Genomic DNA, 20,474 nt, shown 5'->3' on the forward strand with positions numbered 1-20,474 from the left:
TCGCATGCAACTAGACGAAGGCACTGCGAAAATAGACCATCGTCTATGAATCATGCCTAACGCGGAGGCGCGAAAGGGCGTAGATTTGAGTTCCATGCTGGGACGCCATGCGCTGAAGGGAATAGACTTGGAGAATCAGGACTTCGACGCGATCATTGACTTCATTCCGGCAATGGCATGGGCGACAACGTCCGATGGAATGCTCGACTTCGCCAATCAGCATTTTCTGGAATACATCGGCATGCCACTTGCCGAAATTGCAGGCGAAAATTTCTACCGGATTTTTCATCCAGATGACGTCGATCATTTAGGATCGGAATGGCGAAGCATCATGGCTTCCAAGGCGGGACGAGAAGTCGAAGGCCGAATTCGGCGCGCCGATGGCGTTTATCGCTGGTGCAGCCTTCGGCAAAAGCCCCGGCTCGATCCTGACGGCAATGTCGTCAAATGGTACGGCGTTGTTCTTGATATCGAAGATCGCAAAAGCGCTGAAGACGCGCTCAAAGAGGCAAAATCGGCACTTGTGGCAAGTGAAGAGAACCTCAGGCTCATCATCAATTCGCTTCCTGTGCTGGTATGGTCAGCACGCCCGGATGGAAGCGCCGATTTCGTGAACCAGAGCTGGCTCGATTACGCCGGATTGCCGGCCGACCAGATTCTCGAATGGGGTTTTCTCGACCTCTACCATCCGGACGATATCCCTGAAATGGTCGAGATATGGAAGAGAGACCTCGAGCATTCAGATTATACTCGGCTGAGAGGCCGCATTCGTGGTGCGGATGGGCAGTATCGATGGTTCTATTTTTCCGGTCGCAAGCTGACGGATGCCAATGGCGTCGTACGCTGGTTTGGCGTCAACATCGATATCGAAAACCTCCAGCGAGCCGAGTTCGCTCTCAGAGAGAGTGAAGCGGCGCTGAGGGAGAGCGAACACAAGCTGAAACTCATCATCAACACGATCCCTGCCATGGCCTGGTCATGCACCCCCGACGGGCAGCTCGAATACTGGAACCAGCATCTCACCAACTACGTGGGGCTCCCGATCGAAGAGATTGTCGGATTCGGCTTCTATCGCATGTTCCATCCCGAGGACGTTGAACGGATGCGTGAGAGTTGGGAGGAAATCGTTGCGACCAAACAGCCAAATCCGGTCGATGCGCGGATCAGACGGTTCGATGGCGAATACAGGTGGTTCAATCTTCAGCAGAGCCCACTCCTCGACCCGGAGGGAAATGTCGTGCGGTGGTACGGAATTGTGGTCGATATCGAAGACCGCAAGCGCGCCGAAGAATCACTGCGCCAGAGCCAGGCCCAACTCGCCCAAGTCACCCGAATGACGACGATAGGCGAGCTTGCAGTCTCCATTGCCCATGAGATCAATCAACCCCTTATGGCGATCGTGACCAATGCTGGGACCTGTCTGCGGTGGTTGCAGGAGGGACATACGGACGTCGAGCAGGCGCGTTTGGCCGCCGGGCGGATCGTTCATGATGGCCACCGCGCCGGCGAAATCGTCACGAGCATTCGCTCCATGGCGCAGAAAACGCCTACTCGCATGCAACGGACGGATTTCAGTCATTCGCTTAAAGATGTTCTGGATCTGCTTCATGGAGAACTACGCTCGCGCGGTCTGGAGGTCATAGCAGAATTGCCCCCTGAGCCCGTCGAAGTTCTCGGTGACCGTACACAGCTTCAGCAGGTCCTGCTCAATCTGATAATGAACAGCGCTGAAGCGACGCCTCGTGACCATGAAGCAGTGATGACGATCAGATGCACCGAGTATCCAGAGGGCAAAGTCGAGGTCAGCGTTTCGGATTCGGGACGAGGAATACCACCTGAACAGCTCGACCAGGTATTCGAGCCCTTCTATACCACGAAGTCTGACGGGATAGGGATGGGCCTGCCCATCTGCCGCTCCATTGTCGAAGCTCATGGAGGGCGCATTTGGGCGACGAGTGATGCTGGTGGAAGCTCATTCACCTTCACGCTCTCTAGCTTTAAGGAAATAACCGTTGATCGATGAAAGGAAGAACAGGCAGCCCACCGTCGTCGTCATCGACGACGATCATGGTGTCCGTGAAGCACTAAAGGGACTGTTTGAGTCCGTTGGGCTTAGCGCCGAGACCCACGGTTCCGTCAAGGAGTTCCTGGCTGCAGACGATCCCGAAAAGGCAGGATGTATCGTCCTCGACATCCGCCTTCCCGGCCAAGGCGGACTGGAGTTTCAGGAGGCGTTGGCGAAAAGCGATTTTCCTCGTTCCGTCGTATTGATTAGCGCTCATGTCGATGTGCCCATGGCGGTTCGGGCAATGAAGGCGGGGGCGATCGACGTTCTCAGCAAGCCGGTCCGTGAGCAGGATCTGCTGGAAGCCGTCAACCGTGCGATCGCCAATGACGCCGCTCGCCGAGAGGAAAGAACCGCGAGAGCCAGCAGTCAAGCGAGATACCTCACCCTGACCGACCGTGAACGACAGATCATGAAACTGGTTATTGCGGGTAAACTGAACAAGCAGATTGCAGCAGAGCTACAGCTTGCAGAGCCGACGGTAAAGCTTCACAGGGGCCACATGATGCGGAAGATGAAGGCAACGTCGGTCGCTCATCTGGTCAAGATCTCCGACGTCCTTCTGTAATTCAGATCAGATGAGCTCGGCGAAAAACGCCGAAGTCTTGTCAGGTCAAAAAAGTTCTGTCAGGCCGGAAGATGTGCGCCGAACTGGGCGTCGTGCAGACGGCTGTAATGGCCTTTCGCGGCCAGGAGTTCTGCGTGGTCGCCGGTCTCGGCAATGCCGGTCTGATCCACCACCACAATGCGCGAGGCATCGCGGATCGTTGCCAGACGGTGGGCGATGACGAGCGTCGTGCGGCCCTTGGCCAGTTCCGTCAGCGACTGCTGGATTGCCCGTTCCGTTTCGGTATCAAGCGCCGAGGTCGCCTCATCGAGGATGAGGATCGGCGGATTTTTCAGGAACATGCGGGCAATGGCAAGACGCTGCTTCTGACCGCCTGACAGCTTGACGCCACGTTCGCCGATGATGGTGTCGAGACCGTTCGGCATCGCCTCGATCACACCATCAAGCCGCGCACGACGCGCCGCATCCATGATATCGGCATCAGACGCACCGAGGCGGCCATATTCGATGTTCTCGCGGATCGAGCCGCCGAACAGGAAAACATCCTGCTGCACGATACCGATCTGGGCGCGCAGCGAAGCAAGCTTCATCTCGCGAATGTCGATGCCATCGATGGTGATCGCGCCGCCGGTAACATCGTAAAAGCGTGGCAGCAGCGAGCAGAGCGTGGTCTTGCCGGCGCCGGACGGACCGACAAAGGCAACCGTTTCGCCGGCCCTGATCTTCAGGTCGATATTGCGCAGAACCTGCTTGCCTTCAGCATAGGCGAAATCAACGCCACGATATTCGATCGCGCCGCGGAATGCCGGAGCTTCGACCGCACCGGGTGCATCGACGATATCAGGGGCCGTATCCATCAGCTCGGTAAAGCGGCGGAAACCGGCAATACCCTTGGGATAGGTTTCAATGACCGAATTGATCTTTTCGACCGGGCGGAAGAACACGCCGACCAGAAGCAGGAAGCCGACAAAACCGCCTTCCGTCAGGCTGCCGTTCAGCACGAAATAGGCGCCGCAGATCATCACGATCATCTGCGTCAGACGCATGCTCATGTAGCTGAGCGAGGTGCTGGCTGCCATGATCTTGTAAGCATTGAGCTTCGTCTGGCGGTATTTCTGGTTGTCCTTCTCGAACAGCGCGCGCTCGTGATCTTCGTTGGCAAAGGCCTGAACCACACGCATACCGCCGACATTTTCCTCGATACGGGCGTTGAAGGCACCGATCCGGCCGTAAAGCTGACGGAAGTTGTTGGTCATGCGACCACCGTAACGGCTGGTCACCCAGGCCGTTACAGGCACCACGGCAGCCGTGATCAGCGCCAGCGGCACATTGACCGACAGCATCAGCAGGAACGCGCCGATAAAGGTCATGATGGCGATGAACAGGTCTTCCGGACCGTGATGCGCCACCTCGCCGATTTCTTCCAGATCTTTCGTCAGGCGCCCGACGAGATGGCCGGTCTTCTGGTTATCGAAGTAACGGAAGGACAGTTTTTGCAGATGATCGAAGGCAAGCCGGCGCATATCGGTTTCGATATTGATGCCGAGCATGTGTCCCCAGTAGGTGACCGTCGCCATCAGGCCGGTGTTCAGCACGTAGATCATCAGCAGGCCGATCGATGCCGCAATGATGATCCCCCATTCGCCGCCCGGCAAAAGCACGTCGACGAACGCTTTCACGGCCATCGGAAAGCCGAGTTCGAGTACGCCGGACAGAACCGCGCACGAGAAATCGAGGATGAACAGACCCCTGTAAGGGCGATAATAAGCAAAGAAACGGCGTAGCATGGGACAACCTGGGGATACATGGCGGCAGGCGAACCGCGATAAAAACGGAGTTCAATTGTCATATTTCTGCGCGCCCGCCAAGGCCGATGTTCTATTTTTACCAAAATCGTTCAATAGACTAGGCGATAAACACACAACGGTAATGTGAACGGGTCATATTGCACTTATATGTATCCGTGTGACAGAGTGAACGCGCCCCACGGGAGCCTGGTGGGGGAGAATGCGAGAAAGAAGCCTGCCGTGAGTAACATTGAGAGTCGTAAGCCGAGTGGCGAACCGAGATGGCTTGGCCCCGCCAGCCCAACGCGGATCGCGATGATACCGCCGATTTCGGCGGCACGCTGGCTGCTTGTCCTGATCGTTCTGGCCGGGATCTATTTCTTTCACGGTTTTCTCGTTCCGGTTTTAGCCGCCCTCGTCATCGGCTTTGCGAGCTGGCCGGTCTACACACGGCTTCTGAGGCATGTGGGGGGCAACACCACTCTTGGCGCCACCGTCGCCATCGTTCTCATCATCGCCTTCCTCGTCGTTCCGATTTTCATCGCCGCCTCCTATACGGCAAGTGAAATCCGCGAATGGTTCGGCTGGGCCGTCGAGGTCAACAAGACAGGCGCACCGGTTCCGGACTGGATTGCCGCCCTGCCCGCCGTCGGCCCCTGGTTCGGCGAACAATGGGTCAGATATGTCGGCACGCCTGGTGCCATCGGTGAAGTCATTCAGCTCGTCAGCGGCGCCAATATCGGCAACATCTATCGCGCCATTCTCGCAGCCGGCAACGGCGCATTCCATCTGATGCTGACTTTGCTGTTCATGCTGATTGCGCTGTTTTTCGTCTACCGAAACGGCGCAGGCTTTTCCCGTCAGGTCGATCTCGTTGGCGAGCGCATCCTGCCAACGCGCTGGGAGCGCATTTCCCGCGTCGTGCCCGCCACCATCAGCTCCACCGTCACAGGCATGACGCTGATCGCTATCGGTGAAGGCATCATTCTCGGTATCGCCTACTGGATTGCAGGCGTACCCTCGCCGGTGACACTCGGTGTTCTCACTGGCGTCATGGCGCTTATTCCGGGCGGCGCACCGCTCTCCTTCACGCTCGTTTCGATCTATCTCGTCGCCAGCGGCTCGCCCGCTCACGGTCTTGCCCTGTTCGTCTGGGGTTCGGTCGAGCTCTTCATCGTCGACAAGACGATCCGTCCGAAACTCGTCGGCGGTCCCATCAAGCTGCCTTTCCTGCCGACCTTCTTCGGCCTCGTCGGCGGCGTGAAGACCATGGGTTTCCTTGGCCTGTTCATCGGCCCGGTGCTGATGGCCCTCCTTGTCGCCATCTGGCGCGAATGGGTGCGTGAAGTCGAACTCTCCGCAGCCCCGGCAGGCGATGCCCTTTCTGTCCCGGTCGAAACGGAAGACGACACGTGCCCCGCCGCGACCGAAAAGGAATCCTCGCCGCTGCGAAAGGCCGCATCCTGACAATCGACGACCGGCGGATGCGAAAACAGCGTCCGCCGCCGCTTTTCGAGCGGCATTGCAACGTCTGTTTACGTTCGTTTTCATTCAGGCCGTAATCTCACTACAATCAGCATGGATGAGTCTGACAACGGAATCATCGGTGAGACATCGGATAGACCATGAAAACAGCCCTCGTTCTCATGACCATTCTCGGCTGCGACGACAGCGCGACGCAGTGCAATTACATAGCCACGTCGCAGCAGCGCTGGACCAGCATCGAATTGTGCGATGCCGTTTCTGAAAAGGAACTGGAAAGCTACGCCAACGCCCCCTACCCGGTGGTGGTCGCCGTGTGCCAGACACCGGATGAACCCGCTCCGCAGACTGCGGGAAACCAGGCACCGGCCCAGCCGGATGCGAGCCAGGCCCCCCCACCGGCCGCAGAAGTTAGCGAACAGCAGCAGGAAGAAAGCCTGACACGCAAGGCCATCACCCGCGTCAGCAAGATCCTTCCCTCGACGGAAGGCGTCAAACATATTCTTGGAACGCCGGTGCGTATGGTCGAAAACAGCTATTCCTGGATCGCCAAGCGCTTCGAGAAATAAATCTCAGGCCGCTTCCACGGTCACGGTGCGCGCGTAGTGTCTGGCCTTCTGGCGCTGCTCGGCAACGGCCAGCCTGCGAATGGCGTGCAGCAGATCGAGGAACGTCTCGGACCCGTCGGCGTCACAGAAATGCGCCAGCAACTCCCCGGACACGGAGATCACCGCATCGGGCAGATGCGACTGCGCGGCGCTGCGCCACAACAGTGTCGCCTTGATGAAGACGGCGGCGACATCGCCGAACAGACCGACCGACTGGAACAGTGCCTTCAGCGCATGGGGACGCGCCGTTGCCAGCATCGAGCGGACCTTGCGCTCATCGAGCCCCGAGAGATTGACCATGGCCGCGGTAAAGAATTCAAGCTTTCCGGAGGAGATCGCGTGCACAAGCAGCGCCGGCGTCAGCTCTTCTTTCAAACGCAGATGTTCGACCAGATCGGGCAATTCGCGTGGCGAAACGGCGGCCGCAATGAGGATCGTGCCGGAATCTGCCGCTTCGCGGAGAATGTTTTCCACGCGGCTGCGAGGAATGAAGTTGTGGATCAGCGCAGAGCCCGCCAGAGCCTCGCTGACGCGCTCCATCAACAGGTGACGGGCATCAGCAGACAGATTGTCCCGTTGCAGCAGCAGGTCGCGTATGTCGGCGTTATCGCCATGGCGCTCGGCGATGCGGCGCAGTGAAAACGGCGTGATGGGCGACGCGGCATTTTCCAGAAGGATGATCGTCTCAGGCAGATCGCCGATTTCGGCAAGAGCCGCACAGACACCGCGCGACAGTTCCGGGCGCGCCGCGATGAACGAGCGCGTCACGCTGTCGCCTCGCCCGGCGAGATCCACCAGATCGCCGTCTCCCAGAACCGGAGAGCGGGCAATGACCGTGCAGGCAATTTCCGGCTGGTCTTCTGCCAGCGAAACGAGAATGGCGCGCGGCGCATCGGCATCATCAGCCAAAGCTTCAGCCAGCGCCAGCCTGACGCGCGGCGACGGATCGTCAAGGAGATAGGTCATCGCCATATAGGCGGCGTCGCGCTGTTCGCGTGCCATCTCCGACTGCAGATAAGCCCGGCCAAGCATCTTGGCAGCTTTCGCCCGCTCGCTCGAACCGGCTTTTTCAGACCAGCGAAGAAATGCCTGTACGATCACCCGAGCCTCGACGTAACTGTGCGCCACCATAATGGGCAGCACAAACGCCGCCCCTGTCGATAAACTCTAGGCAGAAAAGGTTTACGTTTGGTTCACCATAAAATTTAACCATGACCGATAACACACGCATCGGTCATGATTGGTATCTCAGGCCTTCGCCTTGGGACGCTCCAACTGGAAAACGTCGCTGCCGCCGTCGGAATAATCCATGTATCCCATGCGGGCGACAGGCCGCGCCAGACCCATGTCGATCCGGCCATCGCGAATGATAGCCTCATCGATGTGGATCGCCATGACCTGACCGATCACCATCCAGGAATCGGAAGGTTCGCCCTCCACATCCTTGAGCTGCATGATCTCCGTCACCCGGCACTCGAGAACGGCGAAGGCTTCCCCCACATAGGGCGCATCCACCACACGGCCGTCCACGGCCGTCAGGCCCGCAAGCTGAAACTCGTCCACGTCGTATGCAACGGGCGCGGACGATGCGTTCATCTTGTCGACCAGGTGGCGGCTGACGAGATTGGCGGTGAAAACGCCCGTTTCCTCAACGTTCCGCAAGCTGTCCTTGCGACCGCTTGAGGAAAACATCACCAGCTTCGGTCGGTCGGATATGGCGTTGAAGAAGGAGTAAGGCGAAAGGTTGAGATGGCCGTCACGGCCTTTCGAACCTATCCAGCCAATCGGCCGTGGCGCCACAATCGCCTTGAACGGATCATGTGGCAGGCCGTGCTGATTGGTATCGGTGGTGTAGAACATCATGCGTTCCCGTCTTCAGGACCACCAACCCAGGTAACGACATCGGCAAGTTCCGGGCGGGGACGTTCGACCGGCGGGAATGTCGTGGAGCCGATATACATGAAGCCGGCGACCTTCTCGCCGCTCTTGATGCCGAGTTCCGGCCAAAGCGCTTCGTCGAACGCCAGCCATTCCGTCAACCAGTTCGCGGCATAACCATGCGCGTTGGCGGACATGAGAAGGTTAAGGCACACGGCACCGGCGGACATGACCTGTTCCCATTCCGGAATCTTGAAATGCGGCTGCGCCGTGCTGACGATGGCAATCACGACGGGCGCACGCAAAAAGCGGCTGCGCTCCACATTCTGCTGCTCTTCGCCAAGCTCGGGGTTCTTTTCAAGCGCAATCCTCAGCGCCGCTTCACCGAGACGCTCGCGCTCGGCGCCGCGATAGACGATAAAGCGCCAGGGGGCCAGTTTGCCATGATCGGGCACGCGCACGGCAAGGCGCAGAATATCTTCGATCTCAGCCTTTTCGGGGCCGGGCTCCGACAGTTGCAGAGCGGGTGTAGAGCGGCGGACCTTGAGGTAGTCGAGAAGCTTGATGTCAGTCGTCATAGTCAAAAATCTTCCATTCTAGGGCCGTGGGAAAAGATGGGCCTTGAAATAGCCACGGCATTGGTTTTGAAGTGGTCCCGGAAACTCAGGAAGTCAATCGGCCAAGTGCCAATCGGAACGAGAAATGACGGCAATCAAGTTCGCGACCTGCTTCACAATCGCGTTGGTCGCGTTTGGTATTCACACTGAAGCCGCCTTCTCGCAAGACGCATTCAAGGAATTCAAGCAGCTTGGCGGCACCCCGAAAATGCCGAAGCTCAATGCGTTTTCCGCCCCCTCCGTCATTGCCGCACCTGAAAACACCACGCGCGATATCGTCATGGAAGCCAAGCTGACCAACGATGGCGACACGGTCAAGGAAGGCCTGTCCTGGCGCGTTTTCAGCCCTATTCCCGGTGCTGACGGAAAGCTGCCGATGCTGGCGAGCTCCGAAGGCGGTTCGGCTGCCTTCCATCTGGTGCCCGGCGAATATTTCGTCAACGTGTCGTTCGGACGTGCCGGCGTGACCAAGAAACTGCAGGTGCCGAATTCCGGCAATGTCGACAAACAGGTGCTGATTCTCGACGCCGGCGGATTTCTGCTGAACGCCGTTGCCGGTACCGACAAGCAGATCACCGGCACCCAGCTCAAATTCGCGGTCTATTCTTCCGAGGTCAAACCGGATGGGGAACGCGGCCTCGTGATGTCCGATATCAAGCCGAACACGATCGTTCGTCTCAACGCCGGCACCTACCATGTCGTTTCCGAATACGGCAACGTCAACGCCGTCGTCCGCGCCGACATCCAGGTTGACGCCGGGAAACTGACCGAAGCAACATTGCAGCACCACGCCGCCCAGATCACGCTCAAACTGGTCTCTGAAGAAGGTGGCGAAGCCATTGCCGATACGGCATGGTCGGTTCTGAGCGGCGGCGGCGACGTCGTCAACGAAAGCGTCAGCGCCTTCTCCACCATGGTTCTGGCCGAAGGCGAATATACCGCCATTGCCCGCAACAAGGACAAGGTCTACCAGCGCAACTTCAAGGTCACCTCTGGCCGCGATGTTGATGTCGAGGTTCTGATGAAGGACCAGGCGCCGGAAGACGTCAGCGGCGACTTCGAATAGGCCCTCATATTTCCGTCAGTTCGGCTTTGAACCTGAGCGTGACTGCTTTTGGGCAGCGCATTTTCTCGAGACGAAATACAAAAGAAAACGGCCCCCGAAGGGGCCGTTCCTGATTATGCTACCTGTTTCCTGGCAGCGCGCTTGCGCTTTACATCCGGCGGTGTCGCCTCTTCGACCAGGCTCGAGATCGCTTCGTCCAGCGTCATCGAAGTCTGGTTCTGCGAACCGAGACGACGGATGTTGACCGTACGCTCTTCCGCTTCCTTGCGACCGCATACGATGATGACGGGAACCTTCGTGACCGAGTGTTCGCGGATCTTGTAGTTGATCTTCTCATTGCGGAAGTCGGTTTCGACCGCCATGCCTGCCTCACGCAAAGCTTCGGCAACTTCACGGCCGTAATCGTCCGCATCCGAGGTGATCGTTGCGACGACGACCTGAAGCGGCGCGAACCACAGCGGCATGTGGCCGGCGAAGTTCTCGATCAGGATGCCGAGGAAACGCTCCATCGAGCCGCAGATGGCGCGGTGGATCATCACCGGCTGCGTCTTTTCGGAGTTATGGTCGATATAGAAGGCGCCGAAACGTTCCGGCAGGTTGAAGTCAACCTGCGTCGTGCCGCACTGCCATTCACGGCCGATGGCATCCTTCAGGGTGTATTCGAACTTCGGACCGTAGAAAGCGCCCTCGCCCGGCAGGATGCCGGTCTTGATGCGGCCTTCAGACTGCTCCTCAATGGTCTTGAGCACATCCGTCATCACGCTTTCGGCGCGATCCCACAGGTCATCGGAACCGACGCGCTTTTCAGGACGCGTGGAGAGCTTCACGACAACCTCGCTGAAGCCGAAGTCCTCATAGACCGACAGGATCAGGTCGTTGATTCGCAGGCATTCAGCCGCCATCTGCTCTTCCGTGCAGAAGACGTGCGCGTCGTCCTGCGTGAAGCCACGCACGCGCATCAGACCGTGCAGAGCGCCCGATGCTTCGTAACGATGCACATTGCCAAACTCCGCCAGACGGACCGGCATTTCACGATAGGATTTCAAGCCGTGCTTGAAGATCTGCACGTGGCCGGGGCAGTTCATCGGCTTAAGGGCGAAGACGCGCTGATCGGCTTCCTCGTCATCGGGATGGGTAAACGCATGGGCGGATTTTACCGCGAACATGTTTTCCTGATACCAGCCCCAGTGACCGGAGGTTTCCCACAGCGACTTGTCGAGCACCTGCGGCGCGTTGACTTCCTGATAGGTGTTGGCCAGACGACGACGCATGTAGGCCGTCAGGGTCTGGAACATACGCCAGCCCTTGCCGTGCCAGAACACCACGCCCGGACCTTCTTCCTGGAAATGGAACAGGTCCATTTCGCGGCCGAGGCGACGGTGGTCGCGCTTTTCGGCCTCGGCAAGAATGTGCAGGTAGTTGTCCAGTTCTTCCTGTGTTGCCCAGGCAGTACCGTAGATGCGTGTCAGCATCGGGTTGTTGCTGTCGCCACGCCAGTAAGCGCCTGCAACCTTCATCAGCTTGAACGCCGTGCCGATCTGGCCAGTCGAGGCCATATGCGGACCGCGGCAAAGATCGAACCAGTCGCCCTGATAATAGATCTTCAGGTCCTGCCCTTCCGGGATCGCATCGACGAGTTCGACCTTGTAGTTTTCGCCCTTGGCGGCAAAAACTTCCTTGGCCTTGTCACGCGACCAGATCTCGCGGGTAAACGGCTTGTTGCGCTGGATGATCTCCTTCATCCGCTTTTCGATCTTCGGCAGATCGTCGGGCGTGAAGGGTTCGTTCTTGGCGAAGTCGTAATAGAAGCCGTTTTCGATCACCGGGCCAATCGTCACCTGCGTGCCGGGCCACAGTTCCTGCACGGCCTCGGCCATGACGTGAGCGGCATCGTGACGGATGAGTTCGAGCGCACGGCTGTCTTCACGTGTGACGATCTCGATCTTGCCATCCGTTACGGTGTCGGAAAGGTCGCGCACGGTGCCGTCCAGCGCAATGGCGACGGCCTTCTTTGCAAGCGACTTGGAAATGGATTCGGCCACATCACGGCCGGTCGCGCCAGCCGGGTAGCTGCGCACGGAACCATCGGGAAATGTAAGGGAAACGGATTCAGACATTGTAGACTTCTCCTGTCCAGTCCCGCCAACGAATGCGGGTGGTGTTGGAATGATAATCGCCCTGCGTGACGCAGGCACGCTGGCTGATAAAGGCTTTTGCCATTCCAGTCAAAGGCGAAGGGCGATTCAACAGGTTCGGTCACGGAGCATGGCGGAAATTCCATTGACCGTATTGGCATTACGAGTCGTTCCGATCCCGAGCCTTTTCGTGGTCAAGACCGACAGAAGCCTGCTCTCGTTTGCCTTGCCGCAGAAATCGATCCACAGGTCGCCACCAACGACAGCGAGCTTTTCCCGCCCGCGATATTTTTCCAGCAATCCGAGAACATCGTTGCCCAGCGGTTCCCGCATCACCCGCACGGAGACATCCGGCGGATTGCCATACGGAAACGGATTGTCCGCCACAAGCCTCAGCCAGTCGTGGGCAGAACGCACCAGAATATCGACATGTTTTCCGAACCGCGTTTCGAAGGCCTGCTCAAGCATATCCTCGATATTGCGGACAGTAGCTTCAGGCGCGCGGAACACCAGATTGCCGGTTGCGACCAGCGTTCTGCATTCGGCAAATCCCAGCGCCTCAGCCATCGCCCGCAGATCAGCCATTATGAGCCGCTTGCCAGCACCCAGCACGATGCTGTGCAGCAGAGCGACATAAGTGCAATCGCTCATCGGTGACGGCTCCAATAGCGCCACGGCATAGCCCAATGGTGGCGAGACGACAGTTGCTCCGGCACCGGATCAAGACCGCTGGTGCCGCCCGGACCACAACGCCCGACCCGGAACAGCGTCATCCAGCCCCCAGCCCAGAGCCCGTGGCGGGCAATGGCCTCGTAGCCGAATTCTGAACAGGTCGGGATATGTCGGCACGAGTTGCCAATGAAACCGGAAAACGTGAGCTGGTAAAGCCGGATGAAACCCATGCCGAAAAGCCGTCCGGGCGTCTTGGCAAACGACCCCTGCCAGTTGCGCGATTGCCGATGTCTCCCTTTGGGGATATCGTGGCGACAACCCGGTTCACCGCACATTGTCAGCCCGCGACGTTCATGGCCGGAGCGGCAGCGGCACGGGCCTCGATCTGATCGAGTGCATCGACCACGGCCTCGAATGTCAGCATCGTCGATGCGTGGCGCGCCTTGAAATCCCTGACAGGCGAAAGCACCCGCATATCCGCGAAACGACCTGTCGGGCCCTCACCGCCCTGCTTCAGCATGGCAAGCATATCCTCGCGCGCCTGCCGTATCTCGGCGCTGGTCGCACCGATGACGTGATGGGCCATGATGGATGCCGATGCCTGACCGAGTGCACAGGCACGCACCTCATGCGAAAAGCCGGTGACGATGTCGTTGTCGACCTTGATATAGACCTTGAGCTTCGATCCGCAGAGCTTGGAGTGTTTTTCGGCACTGGCATCTGCATCGTCAAGAACGCCGATCAGCGGAATGTTTCCGGCGAACTCGAGAATGCGGTTATTATATATGTCGTCCATCGTCAGCCATCCGGTGCACTCAAGGTAAGACAGGTCGATTTTTTCAAACACTGCGTCTACAGCGGTGAAGCTTTTCTGCCCACGCATATCATTATATGCTAACCACTGATCTGGATATCAAGTTGGCGTAATTTCGCCGCAGCAGAGCCGAAAAAACGCTGCCGGTCTTGCCAAAATGCCGGAAAACAACCAGATAGCAACGAAGGCGGGCAAGACGTGCTCCGCCGAGAGATTTAATTTCAGGTGCGGCCTTTACCCGCATCGGGAGATACGGAATGGATGCGATCGTGAAGAACTTCCCAGCCGCTGGCGCAAAACTTGACGCGGCCGGTGCACGCCCAACCCAGGCGGAAGCGGAAGAAGCCGTACGCGTGCTCCTTCGCTGGGCCGGTGACAACCCGGAGCGCGAGGGACTGCTGGACACGCCGAAGCGTGTTGCCAAGGCTTATAAAGAGCTGTTTTCGGGATATGAACAGAGCGTCGAAGACGTGCTCGGCACAACCTTCGAGGAAGTCGGCGGTTATGACGACATCGTTCTCGTCCGCGACATTCCCTTCTACTCGCACTGTGAACACCATGTGGTGCCGATCGTCGGCAAGGCGCATGTCGCCTATCTGCCGTCCGGTCGCGTGCTCGGTCTTTCCAAGATAGCCCGCCTGGTCGAGATTTTCGGTCGTCGCCTGCAGACGCAGGAGAACATGACCGCACAGATCGCCAATGCGCTGGAAGACACGCTGAAGCCACGCGGTGTTGCGGTTATGATCGACGCGGAGCATATGTGCATGTCGATGCGCGGTGTGCAGAAGCAGGGTTCTTCGACCCTGACGACGAGCTTTACCGGCGCTTTCAAGACCGACCCTGCAGAGCAGGTACGTTTCATGACCATGGCGCGGAACCGCTGAACGCGACTTCCCGCCCCTTCCCCTGGGGTTCATCAGCATGTCCTTGACCTTTGCCTCCGCCTCCGCGGACAAGGAAGTCCTCGAAAATTCCGGCGCCTTCTCTCCGAAATTCGACGCCAACGGCCTTGTCACCGCAGTGGTGACAGACGCACGCGACGGCGAATTGCTGATGGTCGCGCATATGAATGCCGAGGCCCTGGCACTGACGCTCGAAACAGGCATTGCGCATTATTACAGCCGCTCGCGCGACAAGATCTGGAAGAAGGGTGAGACCTCCGGCAATCTTCAGACCGTGAAGGAATTCCGCACCGATTGCGACCAGGACGCAGTGTGGCTGAAAGTGTCCGTCGCCGGCCATGACGCAACATGTCACACCGGCAGACGCTCCTGTTTCTACCGCACCGTCGAAATCGAAAACGGCCAGGCCGTCACGAAGATCACCGACGACACCCGTCACTTCGATCCGGCGGAAACCTATTCGAAGGCGTAAAGACGCGACCTTCCCCACGCCGCACCAATTTGCTACCAATAAACTGGGAGACCGGGAGGATATCGGTTTCCCGGCGTCGCGTCTGACAGCCCAACCGCTTTGGACGTAGCGCGTCGATTGAAGCAGTGGTGCGCGTTTTCTTACCCGCTTGAAGCAGGCAGTGCGTGCGCCCCGTAAACTGACAGGGAGTGCGGTTATGCTGGGATGGGGAAACAATCGCAACAATCCTGTCTTGCCTTCCGAAGACATCACCGGTGAGACATCCATCGTCAACGAGAACGTGGACACGCGACGCATTGCACTGGCGCTCGGTGGCGGCGCCGCACGCGGCTGGGCTCATATCGGCGTGCTGCGCGCCCTTGATGAAGCGGGCGTCAAGATCGGCATGATTGCCGGTACCTCCATAGGCGCGCTCGTCGGCGGTTGTTATCTGGCCGGAAAACTTGATGAACTGGAAGAATTCGCCCGCTCTCTGACGATGCGCCGCATTGCCGGACTGCTCGACCTGACGATTGGTGGCGGCGGCCTATTTGGCGGCATGCGATTGACCAAGCGTATGCAGGAGCATCTGGAAGGCCATAGCATCGAAAGCCTCGCCCACCCTTTCATTGCCGTCGCAACGGAGCTTCGTACCGGTCATGAAGTCTGGATTCACCAGGGCGATCTCATCACCGCCTTGCGCGCATCCTACGCCCTGCCCGGCATTTTCGAGCCCGTCCAGTGCAATGGACGCACGCTGATCGATGGCGCCCTGGTCAATCCCGTTCCGGTATCTGTGTGTCGTGCCTACGAACAGGCGCTCGTGGTGGCCGTGAACCTCAATTACGACCTTTTCGGCCGTTCCGCCGTCGTCAAGCATACAGCCGGGCTGCCGGGGTCGCCGCCTTCAACCTCGGGACAATCGCGGCTTGGCCTGCCGGGCGTCATGGTGCAGGCGTTCAACATCATTCAGGACAGGATTTCGCGCTCGCGCCTGGCAGGCGATCCGCCCGACCTGATGCTTCATCCACGTATCAACGAAATTGGTCTTTCGGAATTCCATCGCGCCAGTGAAGCGATCGATCGCGGTTATGAAGAAACACGATCACGCATTCCAGAGCTTGAGCGCATGCAACAGGCGCTCAAGCGCTAACGATCAGACAGTATTGAGAGGCGCTGTTACAAGCGCCTCCTCCATGCCAGCGGACTAGCCGGCGATATAGGCCTTGATCTGTTCGGCCTCGGCTTCGATTTCGCCGATTCTGGCCTTCACCACGTCACCGATCGAAATGATCCCGGCGAGACGTCCATTTTCTTCAACCGGGATATGGCGGAACCGTCCGCCGGTCATGATTTCCATCAGCTCGTCCGTTGTGGACGTGTGACGACAGCGAATGACGTTGCGCGTCATCGCCAGCGATACGGATTGTTGAAGGGACGTTGCGCCCCGTCCTGCCACAGCCTTCACCAGATCACGTTCCGTGAAAATACCCAGAACGACACCTTCGGCGTCCGTGACGACGACAGCGCCGATACGGTTTGAATGCAGCGTTCCCGCCGCTTCGCCGATCGTCACGTCCGGTCCCACGGTTACGACATCCCGCCCTTTACGGTCGAGAAGATCCTTCACGAATGTTGGCATGCCTTCCTCCTTTCGCCTGTGACCGGCAACGCTCCGTATCCTCCACGAGCGTTATCCGATCATGCGAACATGGTGCGCTGAGGCACCGACGAAAGCAATATCCCGATGAAAAAGCGCGCTGATATTCCCGAAAAGGCGCGGGAAAAGGCCTAGAGCCGCACCGGTTGCCGATCGAAAAGCGCAAAAAACACAAAACCGAGGACAAAACCGAAAATATGGGCATCCCAGGCAACTTCACCAGCCATGTCACCGAACAGCGGCACGCCCACGGCAATGAGAATATTGCCGAGCAACCACATCAGGGTGAAGATCAGCACAGTCTTGTTCGTCAATGCGCCGAAGATGGTCTGCCGTGGCATCAGGTGACCGAAAGAGGCGCTGTAACCGCCACGCGGCGGGAACGCAAAGCGGCAAGCCGCCCCCATCAAAGCCGAAACCACACCGGACGCACCGATCAGTACCGTGACATCGCCCCAATGCAGGAAGGCATGACCAAAGGCCGCCACAGCCGCCGAAACGGCCCAGAGCAAAATGAAACGCCATGTCCCGATGCGACGCAGCACAGGCGCACCAAACGCCATCAGCCACAATCCGTTGAACAGAATATGCTCCACGCTGCCATGCAGGAATGAATAGGTAACCGGCGTCCAGAGCCATTCCAGAGCCTGCTGCGAAAATGGCACGGCGTAACGCAGGGGAATGAAACCGAAGGTGAAGATGAACCAGCCGTACCCATCTTCAGACAGCAGATAGGTCGGCACGACGTAGGCGACCAGCAGCACCGCCAGAATCCCCACCAGCAATGGCGGCAGATTGAAGACAGGAGGATTGCGATCATCGTCTTTCGGCCTTGGCGATACGGACTCCGGCGGCACCTCGCCGTCCTCATAAGACATGATCCCATCCTTGGCGTTGGGTAAGTTTCTGCTCTCCGACCAATATAGGAAGCAACAGCGAAAAAAAAGCCGTTCCCCCGAGGCGGAACGGCTGCAGACACATCCTTCAGGGACGGTCATTCATCAATTGTGCTGATGGAGAGTGCTATCCCGTCATCAGGCCTGTGGTTGCCATGCGAGCACGGGCAAGGCAACGTCAACCATCTGTTAACCCTAACGAAATGTGCTGGCATGAAAATCGCATCACTCTCTTCAGGAGGCATCCTGAGGGACATGAATGTCCCAAAAGAGAACAAGGACGAATGCGATGAAGCACACGGCTGGCCTGGACATATACGCCTACTGGAACGAATTGCGCGGCGGACGATCCGCCCCGAAGCGTGAAGATATCGATCCGGTAAAGCTGAAACACCATCTGGGAGATCTCTTCATCCTCTCGGACGCCGGACAGGCGTGTCCACGCTTTCGCCTGGCGGGAACCCGCGTCTGCGCCCTGTTCGGCCGCGAACTTCGCGACAGCAGTTTCTCGGACCTCTGGCTTGCGGAAAACGCCGCCTTTGCCTGCCGGATCGCCCAGGGGGTCATGCAACACGCGTTGCCCGTGCTGTTCACCGCCGAGGCCGAGGATGAGTATGCGCCATCGCCGCTGAATTTCGAAATGCTGCTGCTGCCGCTGCGATCGGATCACAGCGAAGCGCCAAGGCTTCTGGGAGCCCTCCTCCCGGAAAAGCCCCGCCCTGAATTTGCGTCGCCGATCGACAGCATGGCGTTAATCAGCAGCAATCTCCTGCGCATCGAAACCTTCGGCAGCGAGCCGCTGGATCGTTATCGCCACCCCTGAAGCGTGCTGGTGGCCCATGTGTCACCAAAAGAGACAAGACCCGCAAAACTGGTGAGAATTCTATGCTTTAACAAACATGGTCTGTTAACTCGGATGCGGTAAAGACAATCAATCATCGTCTTTTATCGTTATATTGCGGCCAATGTTCTCATCCCGTTCGATCAATACAGCCCCTGTCGTCCGCCCGGTCGAGGAGACCGGTATCGAGAATGCCGTTCGCATCGGTTTCTCGGGTCGGCTGATGCTGCCCGATCATCAGGAATATGATTGCACCGCAACGGAAATGACCGCTGAAAAAGCGCAGTTCACCTGCTCGGCCATGGCACGCAACGGTGATCGAGTGATTGCCTATCTGCAGCACATCGGCAGAATTGAAGGTACAATCGTCACCGTAACGACGGCAGGCTTTATCATCGCCATCAATGCGCCCGAGCGCAAACGTGAAAAGCTCGCAGCCCAGCTCGCCTGGATCGCCAAGCGCCAGATGCTTGGCCTGCCGGAAGACCGTCGCCACGACCGTCTGACGCCACGCAACGCCAAGGCTCAGTTGATGCTGGAAGACGGCGCGCTCGTGCCATGCCGTCTTATCGACCTGTCGCTATCGGGTGCAGCCGTCGAAATCGACGACCGCCCTGATCTCGGCAGCAGGGTCCAGCTTGGCAAGCACATGACCGGCAAGATCGTCCGACACTTCATGGAGGGCGTCGCCATCGAGTTCGACCGGGTTCAGTCGGCCGACGCACTGATCGAATTTCTCTGAACCGCAAACCGTCGCGACCGCGTTCAGCATCAGATTATAAAAGCCTGCCGTTCCCACGGCAGGCTTTTTCGTTTGCGGCACGCGAACGCCAGATCCGCAGTCACGGGCAGAGCCAGAGACGGCACGAGAACTGCGACAACGTTCTGAGCCCGTTCGTGAACAGAACCGCAAATGCGCCATCGGCCTGTACCATTTCTGACCGGATTCCACGCTGAGCCCAGGACGAGAAACCCGCTCCAAGTATTTTTCCCAAAAAAAATCATTTTTTCGAAGATTTTTTTCGATGCCTTTTCTGGCTGTACCAAGCTGAAACGGTCATCCCAAAATGGGAAGTATCCTCAAAAACCACAGCTTTTCTCATGCATTCCCTGAGGCTCTCAGTTCTGACGAAACCCAAAAAAATCATTTTATACAGAGAGATAGATACCTACCAGAAGGCTAACGACGAGATCGATAAAATTGTAATAAAATTCGATTCAAATAAACCTAAAAACAATCGAAAATACATCTCAAAACAACGGCAAATTTGCTTAAAACGAAGCTCAAATTGACCCGCCTATATTTCCGCACGGTCAAAATATACATGCGAATGTCTCCCCAACACAGGGAGACAAGCAATGAACAAGAACAAGCGTTTCGGTTTCTTTCTGATTGCATTCATCGCCAGCGCCTTCGCACAGCAGGCTTTCGCGTCACCGGCAGCCGTCATGCGCGTCATCGGCAAAGCCAACCCGCCGATCGGCCATTATGAGTTCTGCCAGACCTATCAGAGCGAATGCCGTCCGACCTCGCTCGACAACGGCCCGATGAAGCTGACGGAAGATAGCTGGAAGACCATTCTTGACGTCAACTATACCGTGAACACCACGATCACACCGATGACCGACATGGAAATCTACGGCGTTGAAGAGCGCTGGGCTTACCCGACCACGGCTGGCGATTGCGAAGACTTTGTTTTGCTGAAGCGCAAGATGCTGATGAACAAGGGCATCTCCCCTTCCAACCTGCTCATCACCGTCGTTCTTCAGCCAAATGGCCAGGGCCATGCCGTTCTGACGGTTCGCACCGACCGCGGCGACTTCATTCTCGATAACATGCGCAACAAGGTCATGAACTGGTCTGAGACGGAGTACACCTACCTGAAGCGTCAGGACAGCGCCAATCCGGGCCGCTGGGTGAAGATTCAGGACGGCCGCGCCACCACGGCGGTCGGCGGCATCAACTGATCAGAAAAGACCATCGCCGGCCTTGAAACGTCGGCGGACAAGAACTCCCTGTAAAAGAAAAGCC

Annotated in this window: 21 protein-coding genes; 11 read left to right on the top strand and 10 right to left on the bottom strand. The window is 58.0% G+C overall.

The window, feature by feature from the left end; translation table 11 throughout:
• Positions 1-94 precede the first annotated feature (94 nt).
• Together HWX89_RS18965 and HWX89_RS18970 are read left to right on the top strand one after the other, a co-directional pair.
• Positions 95-2,023 carry a PAS domain-containing sensor histidine kinase gene (locus HWX89_RS18965; RefSeq protein ID WP_210271479.1) on the top strand — a complete coding sequence of 643 codons (1,929 nt, stop codon included), beginning with the start codon at positions 95-97 and terminating at the stop codon, positions 2,021-2,023.
• A complete protein-coding gene (locus HWX89_RS18970; RefSeq protein ID WP_138793796.1) occupies positions 2,013-2,633 on the top strand; it encodes a response regulator transcription factor in 621 nt (206 codons plus the stop codon). Before HWX89_RS18965 ends, HWX89_RS18970 begins: the two co-directional genes overlap by 11 nt.
• Before the next feature lie 59 nt (positions 2,634-2,692).
• Here HWX89_RS18970 and HWX89_RS18975 read toward each other — a convergent pair whose 3' ends face one another.
• Positions 2,693-4,420, bottom strand: coding sequence for an ABC transporter ATP-binding protein (locus tag HWX89_RS18975; protein ID WP_138793797.1), 1,728 nt, complete (start codon positions 4,418-4,420; stop codon positions 2,693-2,695).
• A 240-nt stretch (positions 4,421-4,660) separates the two neighbouring features.
• Here HWX89_RS18975 and HWX89_RS18980 point away from each other — a divergent pair, with 240 nt between their 5' ends.
• Both HWX89_RS18980 and HWX89_RS18985 read left to right on the top strand, forming a co-directional pair.
• Positions 4,661-5,887 carry an AI-2E family transporter gene (locus tag HWX89_RS18980; protein WP_353505706.1) on the top strand — a complete coding sequence of 409 codons (1,227 nt, stop codon included), beginning with the start codon at positions 4,661-4,663 and terminating at the stop codon, positions 5,885-5,887.
• A 158-nt stretch (positions 5,888-6,045) separates the two neighbouring features.
• Complete coding sequence (locus HWX89_RS18985) at positions 6,046-6,471, top strand: hypothetical protein (RefSeq protein ID WP_138793798.1); 426 nt, start codon at positions 6,046-6,048, stop codon at positions 6,469-6,471.
• A gap of 3 nt (positions 6,472-6,474) precedes the next feature.
• Here the strand turns inward: HWX89_RS18985 and HWX89_RS18990 are convergent, their stop codons facing one another.
• The 3 genes from HWX89_RS18990 to HWX89_RS19000 all read right to left on the bottom strand — a co-directional run bounded on the left by HWX89_RS18990 (position 6,475) and on the right by HWX89_RS19000 (position 8,966).
• A complete protein-coding gene (locus HWX89_RS18990) occupies positions 6,475-7,641 on the bottom strand; it encodes a DUF2336 domain-containing protein (protein ID WP_138793922.1) in 1,167 nt (388 codons plus the stop codon).
• A 117-nt stretch (positions 7,642-7,758) separates the two neighbouring features.
• Positions 7,759-8,370, bottom strand: a complete 612-nt coding sequence (locus HWX89_RS18995; protein WP_138793923.1) for a flavin reductase family protein — start codon at positions 8,368-8,370, stop codon at positions 7,759-7,761.
• The gene (locus tag HWX89_RS19000; RefSeq protein WP_138793799.1) at positions 8,370-8,966 is read right to left on the bottom strand and encodes a nitroreductase family protein; all 597 of its coding nucleotides are present in this window, start codon (positions 8,964-8,966) and stop codon (positions 8,370-8,372) included. The genes HWX89_RS18995 and HWX89_RS19000 overlap by 1 nt, the downstream gene beginning before the upstream one ends.
• Before the next feature lie 124 nt (positions 8,967-9,090).
• Between HWX89_RS19000 and HWX89_RS19005 the strand changes: the two genes are divergently transcribed.
• Positions 9,091-10,071 carry an RgsD C-terminal domain-containing protein gene (locus HWX89_RS19005; protein ID WP_138793800.1) on the top strand — a complete coding sequence of 327 codons (981 nt, stop codon included), beginning with the start codon at positions 9,091-9,093 and terminating at the stop codon, positions 10,069-10,071.
• A 113-nt stretch (positions 10,072-10,184) separates the two neighbouring features.
• Here HWX89_RS19005 and thrS read toward each other — a convergent pair whose 3' ends face one another.
• From thrS to HWX89_RS19025, 4 genes are all read right to left on the bottom strand, one after another.
• Positions 10,185-12,188: a threonine--tRNA ligase gene (gene thrS / locus HWX89_RS19010; RefSeq protein WP_138793801.1), complete on the bottom strand. Its 2,004-nt coding sequence runs from the start codon at positions 12,186-12,188 to the stop codon at positions 10,185-10,187.
• Between the two features lie 126 nt (positions 12,189-12,314).
• Positions 12,315-12,857, bottom strand: coding sequence for a DUF1697 domain-containing protein (locus HWX89_RS19015; RefSeq protein ID WP_138793802.1), 543 nt, complete (start codon positions 12,855-12,857; stop codon positions 12,315-12,317).
• Positions 12,854-13,213 carry a membrane protein insertion efficiency factor YidD gene (gene yidD, locus HWX89_RS19020; protein WP_138793803.1) on the bottom strand — a complete coding sequence of 120 codons (360 nt, stop codon included), beginning with the start codon at positions 13,211-13,213 and terminating at the stop codon, positions 12,854-12,856. The genes HWX89_RS19015 and yidD overlap by 4 nt, the downstream gene beginning before the upstream one ends.
• 2 nt (positions 13,214-13,215) lie before the next feature.
• Positions 13,216-13,674, bottom strand: coding sequence for an iron-sulfur cluster assembly scaffold protein (locus tag HWX89_RS19025; protein ID WP_138793804.1), 459 nt, complete (start codon positions 13,672-13,674; stop codon positions 13,216-13,218).
• 275 nt (positions 13,675-13,949) lie between these two features.
• Here HWX89_RS19025 and folE point away from each other — a divergent pair, with 275 nt between their 5' ends.
• The 3 genes from folE to HWX89_RS19040 all read left to right on the top strand — a co-directional run bounded on the left by folE (position 13,950) and on the right by HWX89_RS19040 (position 16,198).
• Complete coding sequence (gene folE / locus HWX89_RS19030) at positions 13,950-14,576, top strand: GTP cyclohydrolase I FolE (RefSeq protein ID WP_138793805.1); 627 nt, start codon at positions 13,950-13,952, stop codon at positions 14,574-14,576.
• Between the two features lie 37 nt (positions 14,577-14,613).
• The gene (hisI, locus tag HWX89_RS19035) at positions 14,614-15,066 is read left to right on the top strand and encodes a phosphoribosyl-AMP cyclohydrolase (protein ID WP_138793806.1); all 453 of its coding nucleotides are present in this window, start codon (positions 14,614-14,616) and stop codon (positions 15,064-15,066) included.
• A gap of 196 nt (positions 15,067-15,262) precedes the next feature.
• On the top strand, positions 15,263-16,198 hold the full coding sequence (locus HWX89_RS19040) for a patatin-like phospholipase family protein (protein WP_138793807.1): 936 nt from the start codon (positions 15,263-15,265) through the stop codon (positions 16,196-16,198).
• A 54-nt stretch (positions 16,199-16,252) separates the two neighbouring features.
• Here HWX89_RS19040 and HWX89_RS19045 read toward each other — a convergent pair whose 3' ends face one another.
• Both HWX89_RS19045 and HWX89_RS19050 read right to left on the bottom strand, forming a co-directional pair.
• Positions 16,253-16,687, bottom strand: coding sequence for a CBS domain-containing protein (locus HWX89_RS19045; protein ID WP_138793808.1), 435 nt, complete (start codon positions 16,685-16,687; stop codon positions 16,253-16,255).
• 149 nt (positions 16,688-16,836) lie between these two features.
• The gene (locus tag HWX89_RS19050; protein ID WP_138793809.1) at positions 16,837-17,583 is read right to left on the bottom strand and encodes a rhomboid family intramembrane serine protease; all 747 of its coding nucleotides are present in this window, start codon (positions 17,581-17,583) and stop codon (positions 16,837-16,839) included.
• 307 nt (positions 17,584-17,890) lie between these two features.
• Here HWX89_RS19050 and HWX89_RS19055 point away from each other — a divergent pair, with 307 nt between their 5' ends.
• From HWX89_RS19055 to HWX89_RS19065, 3 genes are all read left to right on the top strand, one after another.
• Complete coding sequence (locus HWX89_RS19055; RefSeq protein ID WP_138793810.1) at positions 17,891-18,424, top strand: PAS domain-containing protein; 534 nt, start codon at positions 17,891-17,893, stop codon at positions 18,422-18,424.
• Positions 18,425-18,566: 142 nt separating this feature from the next.
• On the top strand, positions 18,567-19,184 hold the full coding sequence (locus HWX89_RS19060) for a PilZ domain-containing protein (protein ID WP_138793811.1): 618 nt from the start codon (positions 18,567-18,569) through the stop codon (positions 19,182-19,184).
• 617 nt (positions 19,185-19,801) lie between these two features.
• A complete protein-coding gene (locus HWX89_RS19065; protein ID WP_138793812.1) occupies positions 19,802-20,410 on the top strand; it encodes a transglutaminase-like cysteine peptidase in 609 nt (202 codons plus the stop codon).
• The last annotated feature ends 64 nt before the right edge of the window (positions 20,411-20,474 follow it).

Origin of the sequence: Rhizobium sp. RM (genome assembly GCF_013390595.1) — a bacterium.
In the GTDB taxonomy this organism is placed as follows: domain Bacteria; phylum Pseudomonadota; class Alphaproteobacteria; order Rhizobiales; family Rhizobiaceae; genus Agrobacterium.